We start from the raw sequence: 20468 nt of genomic DNA on the forward strand, positions 1-20468 counted from the left end.
ATATTGAAAGGTTTATTATGAATACACGTCATTTTAGTCAATTGCCAAAACCTTATTTAGCTTATCCAAAAGTCATTCAAGGTCTCATTTTCACAAAGCCAAAAGGTGAGAAGGTCCTGCCACAAGTTGAATATGTGGTGGATACACTTAAGATTGATAGCAAACATTTAGAAAGCTATAACGAGATTTGTGGTTTTAAAAATGATGGTTTCGTGCCTGCAATTTATTTAGCGGTTTTGTCCCAAAGTCTGCAAATGCACATGATGACCAGCGAAGCTTTCCCGTTTGCGATCTTAGGTTTGGTACATATTCGTAATCAGATTAAGCAAACACGCAAAATTGCTGTGAATGAACAAATTACGCTGTCTTGTAAGTTTGGTGAGTTGAAACCGCACGACAAGGGTTTACAGTTTGATTTCATTACCACTGCGAAAGTTGCGGGTGAAGTCGTCATGGAAAGTTTAACGACGTATTTATCGCGTCAAAAAACTGAGAAAAAAGCGACTGAGAAAGCGAAAGATACGCAAGAACCTGCTTATCAACCACAAGCAGAATGGGCGATTTCTGAAAATACGGGACGTCGTTATGCGGTGATTTCTGGTGACTTCAACTTGATTCATATCCATGCAGTGACTGCAAAAGCATTTGGTTTTAAACAAGCGATTGCACATGGTATGTGGAGCAAGGCAAAAGCTTTGGCGAGCATTGAGCTTCCAGCAGCTTATGAAGCAGATGTTTGGTTCAAACTGCCAATGTATTTACCTTCAACGGTTGAGTTTTTAACTGCGGCTGAATCAAAGCAAACAGATTTCTTAATCCGTAATGTGAAATCTAAAAAGCCGCATGTCGCAGGTACGGTGAAAGCACTTTAATACGCTAGCATTTATTAAATCCCCCTGTTGTTCGCAACAGGGATATTATAAAAACATAAATATCATAAGGAATTGAACTTTGATTAAAGAAATTCTATTTGCCGATACACATCATTATCATGGCAGTGTTGATGAACGCTTTATAGACTTGGCTAGCCAATTTAGCCGTCTACAAGATGCGCGAAGCCAGCAAGGTGGTGCTGCATTGGTGGTGTATTTCCAAGGTCAAAAAGTTGTTGATATTTTTACGGGTAAAAAATCTCGAGAAGAAGATTGGCAGTCCAATACCTTGGCGATGTGTTATTCAACTGGTAAAGGTATTCTTGCAACACTTGCGCATATTCTGGTGAGTGAAGGGATGCTTGAATATGATCAGCCGATTGTACATTACTGGCCTGAGTTCGCTCAAAATGGCAAAGCCAATATTACGTTACGTCATGTTTTATCGCATCAAAGCGGTTTATTTGATATCCGTAATATGATCGATGCTGCAACAGAAATGTTGGATTGGCCACATATGCTTGATGTAATTGCAGCAGCAACACCACGTTTTGCAGCTGGACAAAGTTTTGCTTATCAGCCTTTGACCTATGGTTGGATTTTGGGTGGTGTGATTGAGAAAGCAGCGAAGCAGCCTTTAAGTTGGTTAATGCAACGTTATCTTGTGCAGCCTCTTGAGCTGGATGGGGCATACTTTGGAACGCCTGCTTCAGAATTAAATCGTGTTGCACGTTTATTGTTAAAACCAAAAGCGCCTACCTCAACTAAACCTGAAACCAAGAAAAATAATCAACCACGTAAAGCATCTTTATCAGAAAGATTGTTAAAGCTTTCAGGGCAAAACCCTCAGGATTTTCAGGATGCCATGATCCCAAAAGGGATGCGCAATTTTAGCTTCTACAGCGATGAAGGATTGCAAGCTGTTATTCCAGCAGCCAATGGTGTATTTACTGCAGATAGTTTAGCTAAAGTATATGCGATGCTGGCCAATCAAGGGCAATGGCAGGGGCAACAACTCATTCGTCCAGAAGTATTTAAGCAACTCAGCACTGTACAAAGTGAAGCGCGTGATCGAGTGATGCCAATTCCAATGCATTGGCGTTTGGGTTATCACCGTATTTTAACGATGGGCAAACGTGCGCCACATGGCTTCGGTCATGTTGGCTTTAATGGTTCAGGCGCATGGTGTGATTTTGATCGTCAATTGAGTTTTGCTTATACACATAATTTTAATGTGACCTCGGCAACAGGGGACTATCGTCTCTGGGGTTTGAGCCAAGAAACCTTGCGCTGTGCCGATGCAATTTTAAATGGACGCAAAGGCTGGTTCTAATCCGTATCAGCTTAATAGGGCGGAATGTGATAAATCACCGCTTCATATTTCCGTTCAGTTTTGTGTCCCTCAACCGTTCCCCCTAAAAATTCAGCCAGTTTACGACTTGGCTGATTTTCGATTGCAACTGGATATAAGAAATATTGGGCAGAGGTATGGGTAGAAGCCCAACGGAAAACTTCTAAGATGGCTTCTTTAGCAAAGCCTTGTCGATGATAATTTTCTCGAATCCATAATCCTAATTCGGGTGTTGGGGTGTCTAAATGATGTACGCCAATTAAGCCAATAAAGATCTGATCTCGTTTATCACGTAGCACAAAATGGCGATCGGTATGGTTACTTTCTGCGATCAGCCATGTTTGTCCAATCTGCTCGATTTCTGCAAAACTTTGTGCAGGTTCCCATGTCATATAACGTGTTAACCTTGTGGTGATGCAAGGATAGATGTCAACAAGATCATCCATTTGAAATACAAATAAATCCAGTCTTGAGCTCTGTAATAATGGTTGTTTCATTGTTTGCTCTTTTTACTTTTTAAATAATTCTGCTTGAATAATGGCTTCGGTATGGCGTTTAAAATCGTTTTCATTTAACCCAATGAGTCCTAGTTTGTAAATCCCTTCTAAGCCGCAGACAAATGCAATGAGTCGCCATGCGATGTCGTGGCTGTTTGTTTCAAAATGAAATTCACCTTGTGTCTGGCCTTCATCAATCAGAAGCACAATAGAGCGGTGCCAGTCTTGCATGGCGATATTGTAGGCGAGCTTTATTTCTTCATCTTGATCAATCAGAACCTCGGCTTCATTCCATAACTTTAAATAAGGTTGGATTTGCTCAATGTTCTCGCAACCGAGTAACAGCGAAAGGCGCTGCAAATAATTGGTTGTCGTGACCTGATTTTCAATTTCGTCCAGTTGCTGCATCAGTTTAATAAAAGCTTCGGCTTTTAAATGTGAGCTAGAAGCAAAATGATGATGGACTTGTCCTGTCGAGGTTTGTGCTTCGGTGGCAATACGGCGAACTGTCATCGCAGGAAAACCTTCGTTTAATGCGACCTGCATTGCAGCTTGCAAAATCATTTCACGACGTTGTTCACGGTTTAAATAAGCCATTCGTTTTAGTACCTATCAGGACATACAAATCAGAAACAAATTAACTCAACTTTGAAAGTTGGACAAGTGTTCAATTTTGGTTATAATAACGCCAACTTGAACAATTGTCCAATTTAGAGGCATTTATGTCACGCAAGTGGTTAATTCTTGCAATCGTTGTACTGATCTACCTTCCTGTATCAATTGATGCAACCGTTTTACATGTGGCGACACCAACGTTAAGTGAGTCACTTTCATTATCTGCGAATGAGTTGTTGTGGATTATCGATATCTACTCCTTGGTCATGGCTGGTCTGATTTTGCCGATGGGTGCATTGGGAGATCGTATCGGCTTTAAAAAATTAATGATCATTGGCGGTATTTTATTTGGCCTAGCATCGTTGGCAGCTGCATTTTCTTCTACCGCATATGCTTTGATTGGTTCTCGTGCTTTATTGGCAGTGGGTGCAGCCATGATTCTGCCTGCCACTTTGTCTGCGGTTCGGAATACCTTCCTAGATGAAAAGCAGCGTAACTTTGCCCTAGGTATTTGGGCAACTGTCGGTGGTGGTGGTGCCGCATTTGGCCCATTGCTTGGTGGTTTCTTATTGGAACATTTTCATTGGGGCGCTGTATTCCTAATCAATGTGCCCATTATGCTGGCTGTGCTGACTTTAACTGTATTTGTAATTCCAAAGCAGGCTGGGCAGCCAAAGCAGAATCTTAACTTGCTACAGGCGATTGTGTTGGTGGTTGCCATTCTGAGTATGATCTATGCGATTAAAACCGTGATGCATGGCTTTAGCATCTGGTCGGTTTTGATCTTTGCAGTGGGTTTTAGTTTGTTGATTGGCTTTATTCGTACACAGCTCACTTCAACGTCACCAATGATTGATATTCAGTTATTCAAACATCCTGTGATTGCGACAGGTGTGGTGATGGCGATTGTATCGATGATGGCTTTGGTCGGATTCGAGTTGCTGATTTCACAGGAATTGCAATTTGTTTATCAGCTTTCACCATTGGCAGCAGGGGCATTCATTTTACCATTCATGGTTGCGATTAGTTTAGGCGGCCCAATCGCCAGTATGCTGGTCAACCGTTTCGGACTACGTTCGGTTGCTTCATTTGGTATGTTGATGAGTGCTGTAAGTTTGTGGGGCTTGGCAAATACCGACTTTATGCAGGCGCAAATGCAAGCATGGGGCTGGATGGTTGTCTTGGGCCTCAGTGTGGAAATTGCTTTACTGGCTTCAACCTCAGCCATTATGTCTTCAGTACCGCCAAGTAAAGCGACAGCAGCAGGGGCTATTGAAGGGATGGCGTATGAGTTGGGGGCAGGTTTAGGAATTGCCTTTTTCGGTCTGATGTTGTCATGGTTTTATGCCAACTCGATTGTAGTGCCAACCGATGTGCCGCATCATATTGTTGAACAGGTGAGCAGTTCGATTGGTGAAGCAGTTCAAGCTGCCAAGCAATTACAGCCAGTGATTGCTGAACATGTAATTACAGCTGCAAAACAGGCTTTTAGCCAATCACATCGTTCAGTGTTGAATGTGGCAGCCTTATTATTCTTGATCTTGTCGATTTTTATTTGGTTTGCTTTACCAAAGCAAGTCACGGTGGTTGAGGAATAATGGCTTACCCTGATCTAAATTGAGTTTAGATCAGGGTGTTTTTTAAGGAACACTGATTTCAAACTGGCGTAAGATTTTACATAGTTGAATCATCGGCAAGCCCATCAAGGTGGTTTGATCATCACCAAGCATTTTTTCAAATAAGCTAATGCCCAAGCTTTCACATTTAAAACTGCCCGCACAATGCAAGGGTTGGTCAATTTCAATATAACGCTCAATTTCCGCCAATGTCAGCTGACGAAATTTGACTTGGTAATGTTCAACCAATGTGGTTTCAAAGCCAGATTGCAAATGTTGAACACTGAGAGCTGTACTGAAAAACACGGTTTGACCCGAATTTGCCTGTAATTGCTGAATGGCATTTTCAACGCTTAAAGGTTTACCAATAAAATCATAGGGAGCATGTTCACGCCAAGCCACCTGATCGGAACCAATCACAATGGCATCTGGATGTTGCTGAGCAATCACACCTGCTTTCTCAAAAGCAAGTCGTTTGGCCAAATCATCGGCATGTAGTTCACCTGATGCAGATTCATCAATATCAGGGGAAATACAACGATAATCCAGCCTTAAACGATTCATCAGATCTTTACGGGTTTGACTGCTGGATGCCAAAATCAATTCAGGTTGACGCATTACACCGCATATTCCACAAGGATATTGAGAGGCACGTAATGCAGCACGGCATTGTGGCAGGCATTCAACTTAATAGGAGGCGCTTGTCCTGCTTGATAAGCCTCAACCCAACGGGTTACACAGATACACCAGAAGTCACCTGGTTTGAGGCCTGGGAAACCCACTTCGGGTAAAGGGGTAATCAAGTCGTTGCCGACTTTTTGGGAGAAATTTAAGAACTCTGAAGTCATTTGTGCACACATGGTATGCTGACCTAAATCGGTGACCGCCGTATGGCAAAAGCCATTACGAAAATACCCAGTGATTGGGTCATAACAACAGCTGGCTAAAGGTTCGCCAAGGACGTTTAAACGATTAATTTTTGGATCTGGATGAATTGACATAATAATAGAAAGATTTAGTGACGGTGATTATCATAATCAAAACTGAAGCTTTCGGCAGCTTTTCTGCAAAAAAACTCACCTTTATTTCAGAGAATCATTTAAAATTACGCCGTTTTTAAAATCAACTAGAGAGCCATCCATGAATTTTCAGCGCATGACTGATCTTGATTTAGCAGGTAAACGTGTCCTTATTCGTGAAGACTTAAACGTTCCTGTAAAAAATGGGGAAATTACCAGTGATGCACGTTTACGTGCTGCATTGCCAACAATTAAAGCTGCTTTAGAAAAAGGCGCGGCAGTGATGGTATTTTCTCATCTGGGTCGTCCTGTAGAAGGTGAGCCAAAACCAGAACAATCACTTGCACCGGTTGCTGCTTATTTAAGCAAGGCTTTGGGTCAAGATGTTAAATTATTCACAGATTACTTAGATGGCGTTGAAGTGGCTGCGGGTCAAGTTGTGTTACTTGAAAACGTTCGTTTCAACCACGGCGAAAAGAAAAATAACCCAGAACTTGCGAAAAAATATGCTGCGCTTTGTGACGTATTCGTTATGGATGCATTTGGTACAGCACACCGTGCAGAAGCGTCTACTGAAGGTGCAGCACGTTTTGCCCCAATCGCTGCTGCCGGTCCTTTATTGGCCGCTGAGTTAGATGCGCTTGGCCGTGCGATGCAAACCCCAGAAAAACCGATGGTGGCGATTGTTGCAGGCTCTAAAGTTTCAACTAAACTTGATGTATTAACTTCATTGTCTACAATCTGTGATCAATTGATCGTGGGTGGTGGGATTGCCAATACCTTCTTGGCTGCTGCTGGTTTCAATGTCGGTAAATCACTTTACGAAGCTGATTTGATTGAAACGGCAAAACAAATTGCTGCAAAAGTCAGTGTTCCATTGCCAACTGATGTTGTGGTTGCAGATGCAAGCCAAATCAGCTTTGAAGATTTCCTTGGTTCATTGGCAAGTGCACAAGCCGTTGTAAAAAATGTTGCTGATGTGACTGATACTGATATGATTTTAGATGTTGGCCCTGAAACGGCTAAAGCATTTGCGGACATCTTAAAATCTTCAAAAACAATTCTTTGGAATGGTCCAGTAGGTGTGTTTGAAGTAGATCAATTCGGTGAAGGAACTAAAACACTGTCTTTAGCGATTGCTGAATCTGCTGGTTTCTCGATTGCGGGTGGTGGTGATACATTGGCTGCGATTGATAAATATCAAGTTGCTGATCAAATTGGTTATATTTCAACAGGTGGCGGTGCATTCTTAGAGTTCGTAGAAGGCAAAACTTTACCTGCTGTTGCTGTTTTACTTGAGCGTGCTTAAGTTGAATTTATTCTTCTAATTTATAAGAAGATTAGTAAAAAAGAGTCGATTTAAATCGGCTCTTTTTTACTTTTGCACAACGTTGTCGTCATCAAAATGTCACATATCTGAAATATGCTTGTCACAACTTAACCAAGTAACTGTGGAAAGCCGTGATGAAATTTAAATTAACCCTTGCCGCTCTAATTATTGCTCCAATCATGCTGACTGCATGTGCAAAGAAAGAAGAAGCGAAAAATACTGAACAGCAAGATCAAGCAGCTTCTGCTGTATCAACACAGACGTCCCCAGAGCAACAAGCCGCAATTGATGCGATTGATAAACCGAATTTAGATGAACATAATACTGATGTTGCAGAGCATGCAGCTTCAGAGGTTGCTGCGAGCGAAGCGCACTAAGCGATCTAGAAAATAAAAGCCGATGTTTTCACATCGGCTTTTTTGTATTTATGAATTAGCTTTACAGTAGAAAGTCAGTGTAGTTTGATAATCATCATCACGGGCGAGCGAGGCATTTTTGCCGGTGAAGGTACCAATTACACCTGCGGCAGCTTCAACCATTTTTCCGGTTTGTTCATCCACCACGCCTTTGAGTACGCCTTGATACGCGGTTTTTTCATCAACTACGACAGGAGAGGTGCTGCGAGTACAGGTTTTTTGTGCTGCTGTAACCGCATTATTTTTTGCAATCAGACTGGTTTTACCTACACCCGTCACTTCGTATTGATTGTTTTCTTTTTGAATGGCCAAGGTATTGGTTGGTGTTGATGCACACGCTGTTAGGCCAAGGGCTAAACCGCCGAATAAACTCACGATTAAAGTTTTTTTCATTGCTTGTTCTCAAGTTGCTGCTTAATTGTATTATTGGAACATAGAATTTCGCATCGGTTTTGCAGGTTCTGTACAGTTTGTGCAGAGACTCTGTTAATTTTTTCAAATGAATGATGGGCTTAGCAACGCTGGTATTTTCGAGTTGTTAACGAAATCAAATATGGGCATCTGAGACAAGCATGAATTAAGCATAGTGGAAATCATTCAGATTATGCTAATCTAGCGCCATCCTTGTGTTAGTTAGATTCATTTCAATGACGGACTCAAATATAGAGACAATTCATCAAAATATTCATCAACGTCAATCTATTGGGCAACTCATTGAGCCGGCGCCGAATACAGAACAACTCGAAAAAGCAGTGCAAGCTGCATTGACCGCACCTGATCATCATCGTTTAAAACCTACTCGTTTCGTCATCATCACGCCTGAGCAACGCGCTGCTTTTGGTGAGCATTTGGCGAGTGCTTTAGCAGATTTGGGTGAAACAGATCCAGCACAACTTGATCGGGTGAAACAGCATCCTTTCCGTGCACCTTTGCTGGTTTTAGCTTTAACCACCCTTCAAGATCATCCTAAAGTTCCGCATTTTGAACAAATTTTAAGTACAGGTGCGGCGGTTCAGAATTTCTTGTTATCTTTACAGGCCCAAGGTTTTGCAACGATGTGGCGCTCTGGTGCAGTGGTCGAGTCAAACTGGTTAAAACAGCAGTTAGGCTTAAAACAGCAAGATCTTATCTCTGGTATTATTTATATTGGAACTGCAGCCAAGACAATCGCTCCACGAGCAGAAATAAACAGCCAAGATTTTGTAAAAGTATGGCAAGTAACCTAAGCTTTGTTTTGTGTGATTAAAGAAAGAAATTCGTTTCAGGATAAAAAATGACAGAGTTAAATTTTAGCGATTTAGTTGAGCCAGTTGCTGTAGATCAGAAAACAGCACTCAGAATTACGGTATTGGGCGGTGGTAGTTTTGGCACGGCCATGGCAAATTTAGCGACGAGAAATGGTTGCGATACCATGATTTGGATTCGTGATGCTGCTGTTGCCGATGAAATTAATCAAACGCATATCAATAAACGCTATCTACCTGATTATCCATTGGAACCTGCATTGCGTGCAGTGGCTGACTTAGAGTTGGCGGTACGTGATCGTGACATTATTTTAGTGGCGATTCCAAGCCATTCTTTCCGTGATGTGCTTAAACAGATTGCGCCGTTTATTACTTCTCAGGCTATCGTTTCATTGACTAAAGGGATTGAAGCAAAAACCTTTAGTTTTATGAGCGATATTATTCGCACAGAATTGCCAGAAGTACCGTACGGTGTTTTATCTGGCCCAAACCTTGCCAAAGAAATTATGGCGGGTATGCCTTCAGGAACTGTTATAGCCAGTGAGTCAGAATTGGTTCGTTATGCAGTGCAACATGCGTTACACAGTGCTTTGTTCCGTGTGTTTGGTAGCGATGATGTGCATGGTGTGGAATTGGGTGGTGCCTTAAAAAATATCTATGCAGTTGCAATGGGTATGGGCGGTGCTTATAAGATTGGTGAAAATACCAAAAGTATGATTCTGACCCGTGCTTTGGCTGAAATGAGTCGTTTTGCGGTGAAGCAGGGTGCAAACCCATTAACTTTTTTGGGGTTATCGGGTGTAGGTGATTTATTCGCAACCTGTAACAGTCCATTAAGTCGTAACTATCAGATTGGCTTTGCATTGGGTTCAGGGAAAACACTGGATCAGGCGACCAAAGAGCTTGGTCAAACCGCAGAAGGGATCAATACGATTGTTCAAGTTCGAACCAAAGCGGAAGAACTGGATGTGTATATGCCAATCACCAATGCATTGTATGACGTGATTTTTGAAGGCGCGCCACCCATGACAATCGCATTGTCCTTGATGAAGAATGGCCACCGTAGTGATGTTGAGTTCGTTTTACCGCATCATGAAGTCTAATCAAAATCTTGAAGTGTAATCAAAAAACTGTCATCTATTCGCGTTATGATACAGCTATAAAAAATAAGGTTGTTTTATGCAGTTAACTTTAGTTCGTCACGGTGAAGCCTCTCCAGCAATCAATGGAAATGATATGCAGCGTCCATTGACGGTGCGTGGACATCAGCAGGCGGAACAAACAGGGCATTTCCTAAAAGATGTAATTCAGCCTGAAATTTTCGTGGTGAGTCCGCTGTTACGGGCTCAGGAAACATTGGCACATATCAAAGCGCATTTTCACGGTATTCCTGTGTTAATTTGCGATAAGATTAAACCCGATGATGATGCCAAAGATGCGATCGAGTGGTTGTCAAAACTACCTTATGAGTCAATTGCAGTGGTTTGTCATATGAATGTTGTGGCACATATTGCCGAACAACTGACCCATGAAAACTTTAATCCATTTGCATTGGCGGAAGCACGTATTTATGATCAAGCTGTGATCGCAAATGGTTTATCGACACAAAACAATCGTTTTACACCAACATTATAATTTTTATATATCCGCGCAAGGATAAGGGTACTGAACACCGATGCTGTATATATGGATGCCCGAAACCAATGGAACATGGTATTGGTCGGCAGGGGAAAATTGGTTGCAGGCAGATAGTCTTGAACAGTTGATTCAAGATTTGCACGAGCATCATGGAAAAGAGGCTGTGGTTTATTTCCCAAGCCGAAATGCACAATTATTACAACAAACAATGACCAAAGCGCATTACAAGCAATTGGGACAGGAGGGTGTTAAGTACCTCTTGGAAGAGTTTGTCACCTTGCCGATTGATCATATGAAGGTTGTACATCATTTCCAAAATGATCAACTCAATATTTTGGGTGTTGCGCAATCGACGATCGAAACATGGCAGCATGCCTTGAGTTTGTTACCCATCCAGATTGTGGCATTTTTACCAGACTTCTTGATCTTACCTGAACCAGAACCGAATCAAGTGGTGTTGCTCAACCTGTATGATCATCTATTGGTGAGAGAAAATACATGGATAGGTAATTCTGTTGATGATTTAGGATTGTTTTTGGAGTTTCAGGCTGCAGCAACACCGTATAAATTTGCCAACCTGAATGCCAGTCAATTGGATAGCCTTGCAACTGCATCGAGTAAAGATGAGCGGATTGAATTCAGTTATCAATTTGAACAATTAGTAAGACCGAAACAGCATCCATTTAATGTTCTGCCGAAATCAAAAAATGCAGAAATAAAATGGTCTGGCTATTGGAAGGCTGCAGCTGCCGTACTATTGGCGGTGATCATAGTGCAATTGGGTTATGACGCGTTACGTTGGTCAAAACTTAAAAGCGTTGCTGATCAAACGGCAAGTCAGGCGATTGAGCAATATAAGTATTGGTTTGGTGAAAATAGTCGTGTCACCGAACAAAATATTAAAAGTCAGTTTGAAAGTCAGTTGCGTATGAGTCAACTTGGGGATACGCAAGCACTCTCGCTGTTAAGCCGTGTTGGACCAATTTTGATGCAAAAACAGATTGTTGCACAGCAAGTCAGTTATGATGCCTCTGTATTGGCGATGTCGCTTAAAGCAAAATCTGCGGATGATTTACAAGGATTAACTCAACAATTAAACCAACAAGGTTTTCAAGCTGAATTAGGCAATGTTCAGGCAGATACTGTTGGCGCTATTGGGGTGGTAAAAGTAAAATAATGAAAGCATTCACAAGATTACAAAATAGCTTTGATCAGAAAATTGAAGCGTTAAATGAATATCTACAAGGCTTATCTGTGCGTGAACGGGTGATGGTTATTTTTACCACCATTTTTGTCATTGTAACGGTGATTGGTTTTGCGTTGTGGAAAATGCATGCATTGGCAGACCAGCAACAAAAACGGTTAAATGAATTAAAAGACTTAACCGTGTGGATGCAGAGTAATGCAGCCACGATGAAGCCTGCAAATGATGTGGGATTGACCGCAGCAGATAAAATACAGCGAACGGCCCAACAACAAGGTTTGGCAGTTTCTTCACAACAAAATGGTGAGCAGATTCAGCTTGTCGCAGAACATCAGAATTATGCTGTGTTAGCTAACTTTTTGATGCAATTGTCTCAAATGGGGATCAGTATCCAGAAAATGGATATGGTCTCTAACAATAATCAGATTAAATTAACTGCAACAGTACAGTAAGCCATTAAAAACCCAATGTCAGGCATGGTGTTTTGATACGCCTATGCCTATAATATGCCTACTTGAAAATCAGTAGACTGTGATTGGTATGTTATATTCATTGGCTCGCCCTTTGTTGTTTACTTTAGCGCCAGAGCGTGCACATGAACTGACACTCTCTATGCTAGATAAGGCCCATAAACTCGGCTTTATGCATCAGAAAGTTGCTGCAAAACCTGTGAGCTGTATGGGAATTGAATTCCCAAATCCTGTCGGTCTTGCTGCTGGCTTGGATAAAAATGGCGCACATATTGATGCACTAGCAGCATTAGGTTTTGGTTTTATCGAGATTGGAACCATTACACCGCGTCCACAAGCGGGCAACCCTCAACCACGTTTATTCCGTATTCCTCAAGCAAAAGCGATTATTAACCGTATGGGGTTTAATAATGATGGCGTGGATAAGCTGATTGAAAATGTAAAAGCTGCAAAGTTTAAGGGTGTTTTGGGAATCAATATCGGCAAAAATGCGGATACGCCTGTTGAAGATGCAGTTTCAGATTATCTCATTTGTCTAGAAAAAGTTTATAATTACGCGTCTTATATTACTGTTAATATTTCATCACCAAATACCAAAAACTTACGTAGTTTACAAAGTGGCGATGCACTGACCGAGTTGCTACAAACTTTAAAAGAGCGTCAACTCGAACTGGCAAATCAATATAATCATTATGTTCCACTGGTTCTTAAAGTCGCACCTGATTTAACAGCAGAAGATATTCAATTCATTGCCGCACAGTTATTGCAATTCAAGATTGATGGCCTGATCGTGACCAATACGACATTGGGGCGTGATGGGGTTGAAAACCTGCCAAATGGAAATGAGGCTGGTGGGTTGTCTGGTGCGCCAGTGTTTGAAAAAAGTACCGAATGTTTAGGTCAGTTTGCTAAAGTACTGGCGGGTCAAATTCCATTGATTGGCGTGGGCGGCATTTTAGCGGGTGAACAGGCGATTGCAAAACAACAAGCAGGTGCGAGCTTGGTACAAGTTTATAGTGGTCTGATTTATACGGGTCCAACACTGGTCAAAGACTGTGTTGATGCGATGACTGTGTGAAATGAACACGCTTGATATCATCATTCTGGTCATCTTGCTCATTGGAGGGCTGAACGGTTTGCGTCAAGGATTTATCAAAGCCTTTGCGAACTTGATCGGATGGATATTCGCATTGATCGTTGGGGCAAAATACGCTGTGATGTTGGCACCTGCGATGAGCAGTCTAAGCCAAGACCCCGTTGTGCAAAAAATTGCAGCATTTGCCTTTATTGTATTGATCATCGTAGTGTGTACATGGATTGTGTCTGCATTACTCAATGGGCTCTTGAAAAGTCTGAAATTGGGCCCATTAAATCGTTTAGCAGGTGGTGCATTTGGTTCTCTGAAGGGGCTGCTGATTGTGCTGGTCGCAATGCAGGGTTTAGGGCCTTGGGTTGAGAGTTCACCGCACTGGAAACAGTCTAAATTTGTACAAATTCTATTACCTTATGCACCTTTGGCAACTGAATTGTCCAAAGATGCAGCAAATCAAGCTTTAAATCAAATGACATCAGAAGGTGCGTTGTTACATCGCCCTTCGACCGAAATGGACCAATCAGAACGTGCTTCAGTTGATGAGCGTTCTGATCATTCGACGAAAAATCCTTTTTATTAATCGCTAGCTTGTCGCGAGGTTGCTATGTGTGGAGTTGTTGGGATAGCCGGTAAATCACCAGTGAACCAAATGTTATTTGATGCCTTAACGATGCTGCAACATCGAGGACAAGATGCTGCAGGGATCGTAACCTGCCATCAAGGGCGTTTATTCCTCCGCAAAGATAACGGTATGGTACGTGATGTATTCCATACGCGTCATATGCGTGCATTGCTTGGTAACTATGGGATCGGACATGTTCGTTACCCAACTGCTGGTTCATCAAGCAGTGCTGAAGCGCAACCATTTTATGTGAACTCACCCTATGGCATTACCCTTGCTCATAATGGTAACTTGACCAACGCTGCCGAAATTCATGATGACCTGTTCAAAACAGATTTACGTCATATGAATACCGATTCAGATTCTGAAGTTTTACTCAATGTTTTTGCACATGAGTTACAGAAGATCAGAACTTTAAACCCAAGCCCAGATGATATTTTCCACACCGTATCTCGCGTACATGAGCGTTGTAAAGGGGCTTATGGTGTTGTAGCGATGATTACAGGTCATGGCTTAGTCGGTTTTCGTGATCCAAACGGGATTCGTCCTTTGGTTTATGGTTCTCGTGAAACTGAACAGGGTATTGAATACATTATCGCATCTGAATCTGTTGCGATTACAGCGCTTGGTTTTAAAGTTGAACGTGATATCGCACCAGGCGAAGCGATTTTTATCGATTCAGAAGGGCAGTTGTTTACCAAACAATGCGCTGCGAATCCTGAATATCGTCCATGTATTTTTGAATATGTGTATTTTGCTCGTCCAGATGCCATTATTGATGGGATTTCAGTATATAAAGCCCGTTTAAAAATGGGTGAAAAACTGGCGTATAAAATCTTGAAAGAATGGGGTGAGCAGCATGATATTGATGTTGTAATTCCAATTCCAGATACCAGTCGTACCTCTGCATTAGAGTTGGCAAATATTTTAGGTGTGAAGTTCCGTGAAGGTTTTATGAAAAACCGTTACATCGGACGTACCTTCATTATGCCAGGTCAGCAGCAACGTAAAAAATCAGTTCGTCAAAAATTGAACCCTGTAGAACTTGAGTTTAAAGACAAGAATGTTCTATTGGTCGATGACTCAATTGTTCGTGGTACCACATGTAATGAAATTATCCAGATGGCACGTGATTCAGGTGCGAAGAAAGTATTCTTTGCTTCAGCCGCGCCAATGGTGAAATATCCAAATGTGTATGGTATTGATATGCCTGCGAAAGCTGAGTTGATTGCGTCAGGTCGTACAGTCGAAGAAATCCGTGAAAATATTGGTGCAGACCGTTTGGTTTTCCAAGACCTGGAAGATTTGAAAAATGCGGTTCGTACCAGCAAAGTGCCAGATTTAACTGAGTTTGATTGTTCTGTGTTTGATGGTGTCTATGTCGCTGGCGGTATTGATAAGGCATATCTTGACGCACTTGAGCAAAAACGAAGTGACGCTGCAAAAAGTAAAGCTGATGGCTATATCGATGTCAATATTGATGCAGCATCAGTTGATTTAACGGGGATTAAAGAAGAGTAATCATCTTAATCTATAGAAAAGCGGGAATTTCCCGCTTTTTTATTTTATGATAGTCGGTAAGATAAACTTAACTGAAACAATGTAATCGGGAAAACTTACATTGAGAGAAATGAGCCATTATTTAATTGAAAATAAGAATATTGCATGGTCGGTCAGTTTCTGTCTTATCGCAATGTTATTAACCGTCTTTATTCTCAATTTAATTTTGGGTTTAGTCGTTCATTTCTTTGATTATACACAACCAATTTGGTGGCATGTTCTTAGTCCTTACTTCATTTTGGTCCTTATTTTAGTCTTGTTTTGGTCCGTAGGCGCGGAGCTATATGTGTTACGTGAGGGGGGACACTCACTTGCAAAACAGTTGAAAGCAAGACGTTTGGTTTTTGATGAAAGTACACCTGAAGAAAGCACCGCATTAAAAGTTGTAGATCAGGTTGCTAAAAGTTTTAATATCGATACTCCCGTAGTTTATGTCTTACCTGATGAGGTTGGGGTAAATGCGTTAACAGCTGGTTTTAGATCACAAGATATTGCGATTATTCTGACTTGGGGTGCATTACAAAATCTGGATGAACTTGAGCTTTATGGCTTACTCAGCTATGAGTTTAATCAAATTTTATCTGGCGAAGCGGTTGAAAATACCAAGCTTAAAATTTTATACAGTGGCTTGACCACCTTTAGTCAGTGGGGCAGCAAACTTGCTCAAGCAGGTTATAATCCTTATGCAACTTCTTACCGAAATAAGTTTGAGACCATCTTTGTTGCAATTGGTGGGGTGATTTGGCTGATTGGTAGTTTGGGAATTTTAATTACACGTTGTATTAAATACCTAACCTTGAGTGGTCGAACTTTCCGTAATGACCTCAAGACTATGCGTTTGATGAACAACAATGCAAATGTCCAAACCTTATTACGGATTTATGTACACCATTCGGGTTCCCAAATTCACAGTGCTTATTCTGAATCGATTTCGCATATGTGTTTTGCCAACTCGCTGAGTCCACAGAGCTGGATGAATATTCATCCGAGTATCAAAGAACGAATTTACGAATTAAACCCAACCTTGTTGCAAGATCTACAATTAGAAAATCTACGTAAGTTGCGCAATCGACCATTGTTCAGTTTATTCCGCTCTTTGGAAGAAGAAAGTGCGGATATCACCATGCCGTGGAGTTCACCTCAGCCATTACCCTTATTAAGGTTATCGCCAATCAGTTTTGCTTTGAATGATGCAATCAAACCGCTTAATCCTGAAATCCGTAAGAATAAAAAGCGGCCTGAATTGATTCAGAGGGCAATGCAGACCGCAACGGGTTCACGTGAGGTGATGGTTGCGATTTTAATGATTCGTCAATATCGTGAATTTATTCCACAAGAAGCACCTGTAAGCCATGCGATTGTCGATGCATTATTAAATCTGGATGGTCGTATTCATGTGCAGATTTTCCATGACGCTTGTAAAAATATTGGGCATATGCCAACCAGTATTGCACGTCAGTTCCTAACCAAGCTAGCTTGTATTATTCAAGAAGACGGGGAAGTTGGTTTACTCGATGCATTATTACTAGAACGTGTGAAGCAGGAACTAAATTTAATGCCTGCACATTTGCCCGCAGCATTTGAAGATGTCAAATCTCAGATCGTACATTTGATAGATGCACTACTGCATGTACAGCAAATTAATAGTCCGAACCAATTAGAAGTTCGTGAACGTATCTTGCAGATGCTTTTAACTGAAGATGAAATGCAAACTTATGCAGATATATCGGATGAGCCATTGGATTTGGCAGAAATCTTAAATGATGTCTCGGGTTTGTTGTTACGCGACCGCCTTAATATCTTATCGATTGCAGAAAGATGTCTCTGGAATGATCGAATTATTACCCAAGATGAATTAGATGTTTTGGAGCTTTTATATTGGCGTTTAGGTTTTGATACCCATGAAGTGGTCGAACAAATGCAAAAGAAAAACAGTCTGATGATTATTTAAGAATAGTTGCTGTATTGCTCTGAATCTTTTTGTGAAAACGTTACCTGACAATCACATAAAATGCTTAGATTTCAGGGTAAGCTTGCCATTTATTTTTATTCTTGTATTTCGTACTTTTGAGTAATTTATGGAACATATTGAAATTTTAAAAGCCTTATTTTTAGGTTTTATTGAGGGTCTTACCGAATTCTTACCCATTTCAAGCACGGGTCATTTGATTTTATTTGGTCATATGATCGACTTTCATTCAGATGATGGTCGTGTTTTTGAAGTTGTTATTCAGCTTGGTGCAATTTTGGCTGTGTGCTGGTTGTACCGTCAAAAGATTTTTGACTTGGTCAAAGGTTTCTTTAGTGGGGATGCAGAAGCTCGACATTTTGCTTTTAGTGTCTTACTCGCTTTTATTCCAGCAGTCGTGATTGGTATTTTTGCGGTTGATTTTATCAAGAGTGTTTTATTCAGCCCGCTTGTAGTTTCCGTTGCTTTAATTGTGGGTGGTTTGATTATCTTCTGGGTCGAGTCGAAGAATTTTGACCATAAAACCACAGATGCGACCAAGATCACTTATAAACAAGCATTCTTGGTCGGTTGTGCACAATGTGTCGCGATGATTCCAGGTACTTCACGTTCAGGCGCAACCATTGTGGGGGGGATGTTCTCTGGTTTGTCTCGTAAAGCCGCAACGGAGTTTTCATTTTTCTTGGCAATGCCAACAATGTTGGGTGCGGCAGTGTTTGATTTGGCACGTAATGCGGATGTATTGACGCAAGACAATATGCTGAATATTGCTGTTGGCTTTGTGGCAGCATTCATTTCTGCATTATTGGTGGTCAGTGCCTTAGTCAAGTTTGTGGAACGTCATACCTTACGAGTATTTGCTTGGTACCGCATCGTACTTGGTATCATTTTATTATTCGTCTTTTTATAAGAATAAAAACATCTCCCTTTTGGCAAATGCGAAAAGGGAGATTCTCAGTTAAAATTCCTGTTCTTTATTTCACTCTTTTCAAATCTGGTTCGATAGCACAATGACAATAGCGAAAATGAATGCTCGAGACTTAATTATTGATTTGCTGTTAGGGCTTCAAGGTCGAGCGATTTCAATTAAACAAATTATTATTGCTGCACGGCTTTTTGAAATCAGTGAAAACAGTATCCGTGTTGCTGTAACACGATTATCCAGTGACGGCGTGATTGAAGCCATTGAACGTGGCGTCTATCAATTTACAGTTCAATCGCATGAATGGGCAAATGTCATGCTGAATCGTAAGCATGGTATTAAACAAACCAAAGTATGGAATCGGCAATATCTGGCAGTTTTTACGGGTCGGCTTGGGCGAGTTGATCGTACTGCATTGAATCGTCGTGAACGAGCACTCAAGCATTTTGGTTTTAAAGAATTAGAACAAGGAATTTATATTCGTCCTGATAATTTGGTCATTACATTTGATCAGCTTATTTCAGAGTTAAAAGCTTCGGGCTTGGAAAATAATGCCAAGATCTGTCAAATTAGTCATTTTGATGCAGATACTTTGGCGGCAATTCCATTACTTTGGTCTACGCAAACCCTTAACCAAAACTATGAAAAATATAGCCAAATGATTCAAAAATGGCTCTTGACTGCCGATCAGCTCAGTTTGGAAGATGCAGCGCGAGAATCTTTATTATTGGGACGACAAACCATTTCCTTACTCATGAATGATCCATTGTTGCCAGAGGGTTTTGTCGATGTGCAGCTTCGCGAACAGTTTGCGCAAAGTGTCCAACAGCTTGATCAAACCGGTTTGGACTCTTGGCAGAAGTTTTATGAAAGCAGTATCGAGTAAATATTCATTACAATAATTTAAATTTTAATTTATTGACAGAAATATTACTTAATTTAAAATAAAAATATAAATTGTGTAGTTTTTAAATAAAACAAATATAGGATAGGGATATGAATACACGTGTAGCGATTAGTGATTTATTCTCACGAGAAGAAATTACCGAGTTAACTGCAAAATCTGATGCGCATGGTAGTTGGGCTGTATTTTCGACGTGGGCAGTCATTGGTGGAACTTTTGCAGCTGTGGCCAGTTCTTGGGAATATTTACCTGCTTGGGGTAAATTACTCATGTGTATTGCTGCCTTAGTTGTTTTAGCAGGTCGTCAGCTGGCACTCGCCATCATCATGCATGATGCTTCCCATCAAAGTTTATTTAAAACCAAATGGTTGAATGATACGTTGACGGATTGGTTGTGCGCGCGTCCGATTTGGAATGATTTACATAAATATCGTGCCCATCATATGCGTCATCATAGTAAAACCTCAACGGTGGATGATCCGGATTTATCATTAGTCGCAGGTTTTCCAACCACGAAAAAATCATTAATGCGTAAATTTATGCGAGATCTGTCAGGAGTGACGGGGTTTAAGTTTGCAGTCGGTCGAGTATTGATGGATGTTGAAAAAATGGAGTGGACGCTATCAAATGACCGTCGCTGGATTTCTCAGGAAGGCAAACACTGGAGCGATTATCCTAAAGCATTCCTAAAAAATAGTGGCGGTGCGATTGCAACCAATGCTGCTCTATTTTCAGCATTGTGGGCAGCGGGGCATCCTAAACTTTATGCATTATGGGTTGTGGCATATTTGACACCATTTCCTTTATTCCTCAGAGTCCGTTCAATGGCAGAACATGCAGGAATGGAGACGAGTCATAGTGCTTTAACCAATACGCGTACGACTAAAGCAGGCTATCTTGCGCGAGCTTTGGTTGCACCGATCAATGTCAACTATCATAAAGAGCATCATTTGATGGCAGCGGTCCCTTATTTTAAACTACCAATAATGCACCAGATGCTACGTGAGCGTGGTCATGTCTCCGCGCCACCGACGTATTGGCAAGTCTTAAATGAGTTATCAGATAAATCGGACTAAGAAATGGAATTTGAGCTTCTGTTTTTAAAATCATAGGCACCACAAGATTA

The 20468-nt window shown here is 41.2% G+C and carries 22 protein-coding genes; 17 read left to right on the forward strand and 5 right to left on the reverse strand.

Going from position 1 to position 20468, the window contains the following annotated elements; genetic code table 11:
* The first annotated feature begins 17 nt into the window (after positions 1-17).
* Positions 18-872 (forward strand): MaoC family dehydratase, encoded by an 855-nt coding sequence (locus tag F909_RS06750; RefSeq protein WP_005152180.1) that lies wholly within the window; start codon positions 18-20, stop codon positions 870-872.
* Between the two features lie 79 nt (positions 873-951).
* The gene (locus F909_RS06745; protein WP_005152181.1) at positions 952-2205 is read left to right on the forward strand and encodes a serine hydrolase domain-containing protein; all 1254 of its coding nucleotides are present in this window, start codon (positions 952-954) and stop codon (positions 2203-2205) included.
* 11 nt (positions 2206-2216) lie between these two features.
* Here F909_RS06745 and F909_RS06740 read toward each other — a convergent pair whose 3' ends face one another.
* Both F909_RS06740 and F909_RS06735 read right to left on the reverse strand, forming a co-directional pair.
* Positions 2217-2720, reverse strand: a complete 504-nt coding sequence (locus tag F909_RS06740; protein WP_005152184.1) for a GNAT family N-acetyltransferase — start codon at positions 2718-2720, stop codon at positions 2217-2219.
* 12 nt (positions 2721-2732) lie between these two features.
* A complete protein-coding gene (locus tag F909_RS06735; protein WP_005152186.1) occupies positions 2733-3317 on the reverse strand; it encodes a TetR family transcriptional regulator in 585 nt (194 codons plus the stop codon).
* A gap of 125 nt (positions 3318-3442) precedes the next feature.
* Between F909_RS06735 and F909_RS06730 the strand changes: the two genes are divergently transcribed.
* Positions 3443-4933: an MFS transporter gene (locus F909_RS06730; protein WP_005152189.1), complete on the forward strand. Its 1491-nt coding sequence runs from the start codon at positions 3443-3445 to the stop codon at positions 4931-4933.
* Positions 4934-4975: 42 nt separating this feature from the next.
* On the opposite strand, the gene F909_RS06725 is transcribed toward F909_RS06730, so the two are convergent.
* Both F909_RS06725 and F909_RS06720 read right to left on the reverse strand, forming a co-directional pair.
* Entirely contained in the window at positions 4976-5569 is a 594-nt protein-coding gene (locus F909_RS06725; protein WP_005152191.1) for a Maf family protein, read from the reverse strand.
* Positions 5569-5952 (reverse strand): DUF2237 family protein, encoded by a 384-nt coding sequence (locus tag F909_RS06720; protein WP_004653014.1) that lies wholly within the window; start codon positions 5950-5952, stop codon positions 5569-5571. Before F909_RS06720 ends, F909_RS06725 begins: the two co-directional genes overlap by 1 nt.
* 139 nt (positions 5953-6091) lie before the next feature.
* Here F909_RS06720 and F909_RS06715 point away from each other — a divergent pair, with 139 nt between their 5' ends.
* Positions 6092-7279: a phosphoglycerate kinase gene (locus F909_RS06715; protein ID WP_005152194.1), complete on the forward strand. Its 1188-nt coding sequence runs from the start codon at positions 6092-6094 to the stop codon at positions 7277-7279.
* A 155-nt stretch (positions 7280-7434) separates the two neighbouring features.
* A complete protein-coding gene (locus F909_RS06710; protein ID WP_005152196.1) occupies positions 7435-7677 on the forward strand; it encodes a hypothetical protein in 243 nt (80 codons plus the stop codon).
* A 48-nt stretch (positions 7678-7725) separates the two neighbouring features.
* Here F909_RS06710 and F909_RS06705 read toward each other — a convergent pair whose 3' ends face one another.
* Positions 7726-8109 (reverse strand): hypothetical protein, encoded by a 384-nt coding sequence (locus F909_RS06705; protein ID WP_005152198.1) that lies wholly within the window; start codon positions 8107-8109, stop codon positions 7726-7728.
* 254 nt (positions 8110-8363) lie between these two features.
* On the opposite strand from F909_RS06705, the gene F909_RS06700 reads away from it, so the two are divergent.
* The 12 genes from F909_RS06700 to F909_RS06645 all read left to right on the forward strand — a co-directional run bounded on the left by F909_RS06700 (position 8364) and on the right by F909_RS06645 (position 20418).
* Entirely contained in the window at positions 8364-8942 is a 579-nt protein-coding gene (locus tag F909_RS06700) for a nitroreductase family protein (RefSeq protein WP_005152201.1), read from the forward strand.
* 47 nt (positions 8943-8989) lie between these two features.
* A complete protein-coding gene (locus F909_RS06695; RefSeq protein WP_005152203.1) occupies positions 8990-10063 on the forward strand; it encodes an NAD(P)H-dependent glycerol-3-phosphate dehydrogenase in 1074 nt (357 codons plus the stop codon).
* Between the two features lie 76 nt (positions 10064-10139).
* Positions 10140-10595 carry a phosphohistidine phosphatase SixA gene (gene sixA / locus F909_RS06690; RefSeq protein ID WP_005152206.1) on the forward strand — a complete coding sequence of 152 codons (456 nt, stop codon included), beginning with the start codon at positions 10140-10142 and terminating at the stop codon, positions 10593-10595.
* A gap of 40 nt (positions 10596-10635) precedes the next feature.
* A complete protein-coding gene (gene gspL / locus F909_RS06685; RefSeq protein WP_005152208.1) occupies positions 10636-11775 on the forward strand; it encodes a type II secretion system protein GspL in 1140 nt (379 codons plus the stop codon).
* On the forward strand, positions 11775-12254 hold the full coding sequence (gene gspM, locus F909_RS06680) for a type II secretion system protein GspM (RefSeq protein WP_005152210.1): 480 nt from the start codon (positions 11775-11777) through the stop codon (positions 12252-12254). The genes gspL and gspM overlap by 1 nt, the downstream gene beginning before the upstream one ends.
* An 88-nt stretch (positions 12255-12342) precedes the next feature.
* A complete protein-coding gene (locus F909_RS06675; RefSeq protein WP_005152211.1) occupies positions 12343-13350 on the forward strand; it encodes a quinone-dependent dihydroorotate dehydrogenase in 1008 nt (335 codons plus the stop codon).
* Position 13351: 1 nt separating this feature from the next.
* Positions 13352-13945 carry a CvpA family protein gene (locus tag F909_RS06670; RefSeq protein ID WP_005152212.1) on the forward strand — a complete coding sequence of 198 codons (594 nt, stop codon included), beginning with the start codon at positions 13352-13354 and terminating at the stop codon, positions 13943-13945.
* Between the two features lie 24 nt (positions 13946-13969).
* On the forward strand, positions 13970-15508 hold the full coding sequence (gene purF / locus F909_RS06665; RefSeq protein WP_005152217.1) for an amidophosphoribosyltransferase: 1539 nt from the start codon (positions 13970-13972) through the stop codon (positions 15506-15508).
* Positions 15509-15608: 100 nt separating this feature from the next.
* The gene (locus F909_RS06660) at positions 15609-17498 is read left to right on the forward strand and encodes a M48 family metalloprotease (protein WP_171067319.1); all 1890 of its coding nucleotides are present in this window, start codon (positions 15609-15611) and stop codon (positions 17496-17498) included.
* Positions 17499-17625: 127 nt separating this feature from the next.
* Entirely contained in the window at positions 17626-18426 is an 801-nt protein-coding gene (locus F909_RS06655; RefSeq protein ID WP_005152221.1) for an undecaprenyl-diphosphate phosphatase, read from the forward strand.
* A gap of 100 nt (positions 18427-18526) precedes the next feature.
* Entirely contained in the window at positions 18527-19324 is a 798-nt protein-coding gene (locus F909_RS06650; protein ID WP_005152223.1) for a hypothetical protein, read from the forward strand.
* 110 nt (positions 19325-19434) lie between these two features.
* The gene (locus tag F909_RS06645; protein WP_005152225.1) at positions 19435-20418 is read left to right on the forward strand and encodes a fatty acid desaturase family protein; all 984 of its coding nucleotides are present in this window, start codon (positions 19435-19437) and stop codon (positions 20416-20418) included.
* Positions 20419-20468 lie beyond the last annotated feature (50 nt).

Origin of the sequence: Acinetobacter sp. ANC 3929 (genome assembly GCF_000369405.1) — a bacterium.
GTDB lineage: Bacteria > Pseudomonadota > Gammaproteobacteria > Pseudomonadales > Moraxellaceae > Acinetobacter.

Bases quoted from the DNA above. Each gene is read 5' to 3' on its own strand.
- gspL (WP_005152208.1), top strand. From the start codon at position 10,636: ATGCTGTATATATGGATGCCCGAAACCAATGGAACATGGTATTGGTCG.
- F909_RS06655 (WP_005152221.1), top strand. From the start codon at position 17,626: ATGGAACATATTGAAATTTTAAAAGCCTTATTTTTAGGTTTTATTGAG.
- F909_RS06735 (WP_005152186.1), bottom strand. From the start codon at position 3,317: ATGGCTTATTTAAACCGTGAACAACGTCGTGAAATGATTTTGCAAGCT.
- F909_RS06720 (WP_004653014.1), bottom strand. From the start codon at position 5,952: ATGTCAATTCATCCAGATCCAAAAATTAATCGTTTAAACGTCCTTGGC.
- F909_RS06750 (WP_005152180.1), top strand. From the start codon at position 18: ATGAATACACGTCATTTTAGTCAATTGCCAAAACCTTATTTAGCTTAT.
- F909_RS06715 (WP_005152194.1), top strand. From the start codon at position 6,092: ATGAATTTTCAGCGCATGACTGATCTTGATTTAGCAGGTAAACGTGTC.
- F909_RS06705 (WP_005152198.1), bottom strand. From the start codon at position 8,109: ATGAAAAAAACTTTAATCGTGAGTTTATTCGGCGGTTTAGCCCTTGGC.
- F909_RS06650 (WP_005152223.1), top strand. From the start codon at position 18,527: ATGACAATAGCGAAAATGAATGCTCGAGACTTAATTATTGATTTGCTG.
- F909_RS06670 (WP_005152212.1), top strand. From the start codon at position 13,352: ATGAACACGCTTGATATCATCATTCTGGTCATCTTGCTCATTGGAGGG.
- F909_RS06710 (WP_005152196.1), top strand. From the start codon at position 7,435: ATGAAATTTAAATTAACCCTTGCCGCTCTAATTATTGCTCCAATCATG.
- F909_RS06695 (WP_005152203.1), top strand. From the start codon at position 8,990: ATGACAGAGTTAAATTTTAGCGATTTAGTTGAGCCAGTTGCTGTAGAT.
- F909_RS06725 (WP_005152191.1), bottom strand. From the start codon at position 5,569: ATGCGTCAACCTGAATTGATTTTGGCATCCAGCAGTCAAACCCGTAAA.
- gspM (WP_005152210.1), top strand. From the start codon at position 11,775: ATGAAAGCATTCACAAGATTACAAAATAGCTTTGATCAGAAAATTGAA.
- F909_RS06700 (WP_005152201.1), top strand. From the start codon at position 8,364: ATGACGGACTCAAATATAGAGACAATTCATCAAAATATTCATCAACGT.
- sixA (WP_005152206.1), top strand. From the start codon at position 10,140: ATGCAGTTAACTTTAGTTCGTCACGGTGAAGCCTCTCCAGCAATCAAT.
- F909_RS06645 (WP_005152225.1), top strand. From the start codon at position 19,435: ATGAATACACGTGTAGCGATTAGTGATTTATTCTCACGAGAAGAAATT.
- F909_RS06730 (WP_005152189.1), top strand. From the start codon at position 3,443: ATGTCACGCAAGTGGTTAATTCTTGCAATCGTTGTACTGATCTACCTT.
- F909_RS06675 (WP_005152211.1), top strand. From the start codon at position 12,343: ATGTTATATTCATTGGCTCGCCCTTTGTTGTTTACTTTAGCGCCAGAG.
- purF (WP_005152217.1), top strand. From the start codon at position 13,970: ATGTGTGGAGTTGTTGGGATAGCCGGTAAATCACCAGTGAACCAAATG.
- F909_RS06740 (WP_005152184.1), bottom strand. From the start codon at position 2,720: ATGAAACAACCATTATTACAGAGCTCAAGACTGGATTTATTTGTATTT.